The organism is Actinophytocola sp., from assembly GCF_035712165.1.
In the GTDB taxonomy this organism is placed as follows: Bacteria; Actinomycetota; Actinomycetes; order Mycobacteriales; family Pseudonocardiaceae; genus DASYTH01.
In genome coordinates this window covers 1-4,407 of sequence record NZ_DASTBH010000115.1, presented here as the reverse complement: position 1 = coordinate 4,407, position 4,407 = coordinate 1, and the positions used below count along the sequence as shown (strand labels likewise).

Below are 4,407 nucleotides of genomic sequence, written 5' to 3'. Positions count from 1 at the left end.
CGCTCAAGCGGATGGTCGATCACCTGATCCAGAACATCTCGCCGTTCTTCACCAAGATCCGCGGCGAGGTCCACCACCAGCGGCGGTACCCGACCAGCCCGAACCTGCTCGTCATCGGCTGGCAGCGTGAACCGGACCCGGCGGCCGAGGCCGTCCTGCGCCACCTGGTCGCCCGCAACGCCATCAACCTGTACGCGGCCGCCGCAGTGTGCGGGGTCCTGGCCGGCGACCCCGGGGACCTGGAACTCGCCCGCCTGACCGGCGAATGGCTCAACGCCACCACGCGGGGAACCAGCTCGCCGGTCCCGCCCCTGCCCGCGCCGCCTCTGCACCTCCCGCTGGCCGGGGCCGGCCCGATCGCCCGCGCCGCGCTCCTGGTCGGCAGCCCACGCACCCGAACCAGCACGTCATACTCGCTGGGCAGCTACCTGATGGCCCGGCTCGCGCAACACGGAACAGACACCGACATCGTCCAGATCTACACCGCGATGGGCTCTGGTCGCCGCCGGGCAGCGGCACTGGACCTGGTCGACGCCGCCGACCTGGTGGTGCTGGCCGCGCCACTGTACGTGGACAGCCTGCCCGCGCCGGTGACCGCCACCCTGGAACGCATCGCCGCGCAGCCTGCCCCGACCGGTCCTGCCAACCTGTCGCGGGACCAGCGGTTCGCGGCGATACTCAACTGCGGGTTCCCGGAGGCCGCGCACACCGCGACCGCCCTGGCCATCTGCGCGCAGTTCGCCCGACAGCGCGGTATGACTTCGCTGGGTGGCCTGGCCCTGGGCGCCGGCGAGGGCATCGTCCACGGCACACCGATCGACGAACTGGGCCGCCGCGGTACATCGATCCGGCGCGCCCTCGACCTCGCCGCGGCCGCACTCGCCGCCGGCCGACCGATCCCCACCGAAGCCGTGGACCTGATGGCCCGACCGGCGATCCCGAAATCGTTGTACACGCTCGTCGGCGGGTACGGGTGGCGCCGCGCGGCCCACCGGAACGGAGTACGGGCGCGCCTGCTGCGGGATCGGCCCTACCAGGACGCCGACTACCATCGACCGGCGCGTCGCGTGCGTGGGTAGCCCCGCGGTTCCGGCTCGCACAGTCAGCCCCATAGCGTTGAAAGGACCACCCGGACAGGTCCTCCGCACCGACTACGGATCGGCGAGCCGCCTGATGAACCGGGCAAAGACGAAGGCCACCACGTCGTCGCGGTTGAACCCGGCCGGCGCCGTGCGGAAGTACCCTGGCCCACCACCGGACTCCATCGCCGGCGCCCTGCCAGACGCTGAACTACCGAGCCCCCCCGCGAGCGTGGACAGCGCGACCTCTCGGTTGCACACGACGAACAACGACCAACCGAGACGGCCGTACGGCGACCACCCAACTTGTCCGGGTCGGTTCACCTTGGCTCGGACCGTCCACCTCACTCGGCGTTGACTCAGGTTGTTCAGCCAGTAATTCCACTTCGATGACATCCACGCGTGGCTCGAATGTCGAAGTGCTCACGGCGCGCTCACCTGCCGCGGGCCCGCGGAAACCGCGGCTCGGCGCGGGGTGGTGACGCGGTGAGAAACACGCCGCCCTGCGGGCGGGCTCGCCGCGCTCGCCAGCCCTGCCGGATGTTCAATGTCGGCTCTGTGCCCAGCGTTACCTGAAGCCTGATCACGAACACTCACATGCCGCTGACGATGCGCGGCTGGCGTCTGCCGGGCTTTCGGTCCATGGATCGGGTATGGCGGGGAGGCATCAGTTCCGCCTGGGTACGCGTGCTCATCACGGCGGTTCGTCGAGCCGGCACACTGCGGTCATGGCGATGAAGTCTCGGGCCCTTTCGACAGCGCCACAGCACGGCGGACGCCCTCGCTCGGCGGCGATCGTCCTGGGTACGGTGATCGGCTGGCACGCCGCTGCGGCGGCCGGGTACGTGATCTGGGCATTGACGCTTCCCGCACACAACTCGGACGGCGTGTGCGAAGGACTTGGCTGGGGTTGTACACCCCCTCCGCGCGACGGCGCATTCCTCCTCGGCGTGTTCGTCGGCGTACCGCTGGTTATGATCTCGACCGTGATCGCCATGGCGATGGGAACCTGGCTCGTACTGCGACGCCGGACCACGCCGGTGTGGGCTGGCACGGCGGCGACTTTAGTCGCGGTGCCGGCGACCGTGGTCGGCGCGTTCGTTCTGTACGGCGCCAACGTGTTCTAACTGTCTGGCATCCTTACCTGCATGCCGCTGAGTGCGGGAACCGGGAGGACGTAACTCGATCGGTGGATGTCGTTGTACGGTGGGGCGTACGCGGCTGTCCGAGCAGCCGGTGGCGGCGCGGCTCGGGCAGGCGGATCGACGGTTTGGTGTGCGCGGTAGGGCGGCTCCGACAAGTCGACTGTCTGACGGTGGTGCGGTTCGCGGGTCGGTGGTGGGCGGGCGGCAGCCAGACTTACCTACGGTGCTCAAGCCGCTGTGGCGCGTGTATCGCGGTGCCTGGCGACGTGATGATTGATTGGGTGGTCCCCGCCCTCGGGGTGCGGCCGCTCAGTCTCACTGGGCCGTCCGCCGCGGTCGGTGTCTCGGCGGCGGCGTGACAAGTGCGTGCGGGGAGCTGACCGCATGGTCACCTCATCGGTGACGTTGGGCGTGCCGGTCCCGTCCCATGTCCCCGTACCCCGTCGTGTTCTATCGAGCGATGGTGCTGGCGGCCGGTTGGGCGACGATGGTGAACGCCTCGTCGCCGAGGTCGGTCAACAAATGCACGGCGTGGCGGACGATCCTGCGGGCCTGCGACAACGTGGCCCAGTTGGCGTCGATGCGGTCCCGCACCGTGGCGTAGTGGCCGTGGCCGGGGGCGCAGCCGCGGGCGGAGGTCTTGGCGGCTTCGAACAGCAGCCAGCGCAACACCTCCGGTCCCTGGCGGGACAGCCGGCCGGGGCTGCGTTTGTTGTCCGAGGAGTGCACGGTGATGTCCAGCCCGACGAACCGCACCGCCTTGCGGGCCGAGCCGAACCGGGGTCCGGTCGCGCCGGCGCCGCCGAGCCAGGCGCACAAGGCGAGGGAGGTCATGCCGCCGACGCCGTAGATTTCGTGCATCAGCACCCGGGCGCCGTGCACGTGCCGGGCGGTGGCCAGCAGCCGTCGGCGCAGCCGCTCGATGTGCTCGTCGAGGGCGTCCATCACCGCCAGGGCGGTGTTGACCTGCAACCGGCCGACCGGCGACAACTGCTCCTCCACAATCCTGCGCAGGCGCTGGCGGTCGCCGCGGATCACCCCGGCCGTGCCGGGCGCCGTGGTGCCGTGGTGGAAGCAGACCGCCTGGATGCGCTGCGCCCAGCCGGAATGCTGCGCGCGCAGGTCGTGGTACAGCTCGATCAGGGCCCGCCACTCCAGCACCGGCGACGGCGGGATGTAGCAGCCAGGTAGCCGGCCCTCGGCCAGCAGCCGCCGCAGATGTTGGGCGTCGGCCCGGTCGGTCTTGGCGCGCCGCTTACGTCCGCGCAGCGCCGCGGTCTCGGCCGGCTCGGCCAGATGCGGGATCACGCCGGCGGCGCGCATCTCCTCCGCGACGTACCGCCAGCCGGTGCAGCCCTCCATAGCAAACTGCACATCCGGCACGCCGTCGAACCGGGCCAGCCACTTGGCCAGATGCTCCCGATCCGCCGGGGCGATCCGGCCCCGCTCCCACCGGCCGGTGGCCTGCTCCACGTAATCGAAGGTCAACTGCTTCCGGTGGATATCCACTCCTCCTACGATCGACATCAGGGCCTCCTCGAGCTCCGACACATCGATGTCCCAACGCAGTCACTGCGTTTGAGCCGAGGAGGCCCCCGCAACCCCACCACCGTCAATGCCCCGACCGGGCGTACTACGCCTCAGCTCACCGACCCCGCGGACACGAACGAAGCCGATGCATGTCATCTCATCTGGCGCAGCGGTTCAAGGAGCTCATCGGCGTCACGCCCAAGCGGCTGGCCCGCACCTACCGCTTCACCGCCACCGTGTTCGCGATCAACCCCGCCGAACCGGTCGACTGGGGCGACCTCGCCCATGACGCGGGCTACTTCGACCAGGCCCACTTCAGCCACGAGTTCCGGGCGTTCACCGGGCTCACGCCGACCCGGTACGTCGAAGTCCGGCGGCGGTTCCTGCGCGAACATCCCGGCCACGCGATAGACGGCTGGCCGCTGCCGGCCGATTGATTTCTTACAAGAGCGACAGCTCACGAAACGCTAGTTTCGGGGCACCTAGTGTCGCGCGTCGTCGATTCCTTGACTCGCCTGCGCCAGCCAAGCCACCGCCCTTCCGACTCCCTTTGCTCTGCTTACCCATGCGCAACACCGGCCTGGAGCGCGTGTTGCGCATCGGTAAGCAGAGCAAAGGGGCTCGCGCGAGACTTCCCCTGCCGCCGATGCGGC

General features: G+C 69.8%; 3 protein-coding genes and 1 pseudogene. 3 read left to right on the top strand and 1 reads right to left on the bottom strand.

The window, feature by feature from the left end; all coding sequences use genetic code 11:
- Both VFO68_RS05855 and VFO68_RS05850 read left to right on the top strand, forming a co-directional pair.
- Positions 1-1,079, top strand: a 1,079-nt coding sequence (locus tag VFO68_RS05855; protein ID WP_325157121.1) for an NAD(P)H-dependent oxidoreductase, incomplete at its 5' end; no start/stop codon positions are given.
- Between the two features lie 728 nt (positions 1,080-1,807).
- Positions 1,808-2,206 carry a hypothetical protein gene (locus tag VFO68_RS05850; RefSeq protein ID WP_325157120.1) on the top strand — a complete coding sequence of 133 codons (399 nt, stop codon included), beginning with the start codon at positions 1,808-1,810 and terminating at the stop codon, positions 2,204-2,206.
- A gap of 468 nt (positions 2,207-2,674) precedes the next feature.
- Here the strand turns inward: VFO68_RS05850 and VFO68_RS05845 are convergent, their stop codons facing one another.
- Positions 2,675-3,751, bottom strand: coding sequence for an IS110 family transposase (locus VFO68_RS05845; RefSeq protein WP_325157119.1), 1,077 nt, complete (start codon positions 3,749-3,751; stop codon positions 2,675-2,677).
- Positions 3,752-3,906: 155 nt separating this feature from the next.
- Here VFO68_RS05845 and VFO68_RS05840 point away from each other — a divergent pair.
- Positions 3,907-4,191 (top strand): annotated as a pseudogene (locus VFO68_RS05840) (helix-turn-helix domain-containing protein); the annotation flags it as partial.
- Positions 4,192-4,407 lie beyond the last annotated feature (216 nt).

Bases quoted from the DNA above. Each gene is read 5' to 3' on its own strand.
- VFO68_RS05850 (WP_325157120.1), top strand. From the start codon at position 1,808: ATGGCGATGAAGTCTCGGGCCCTTTCGACAGCGCCACAGCACGGCGGA.
- VFO68_RS05845 (WP_325157119.1), bottom strand. From the start codon at position 3,751: ATGTCGATCGTAGGAGGAGTGGATATCCACCGGAAGCAGTTGACCTTC.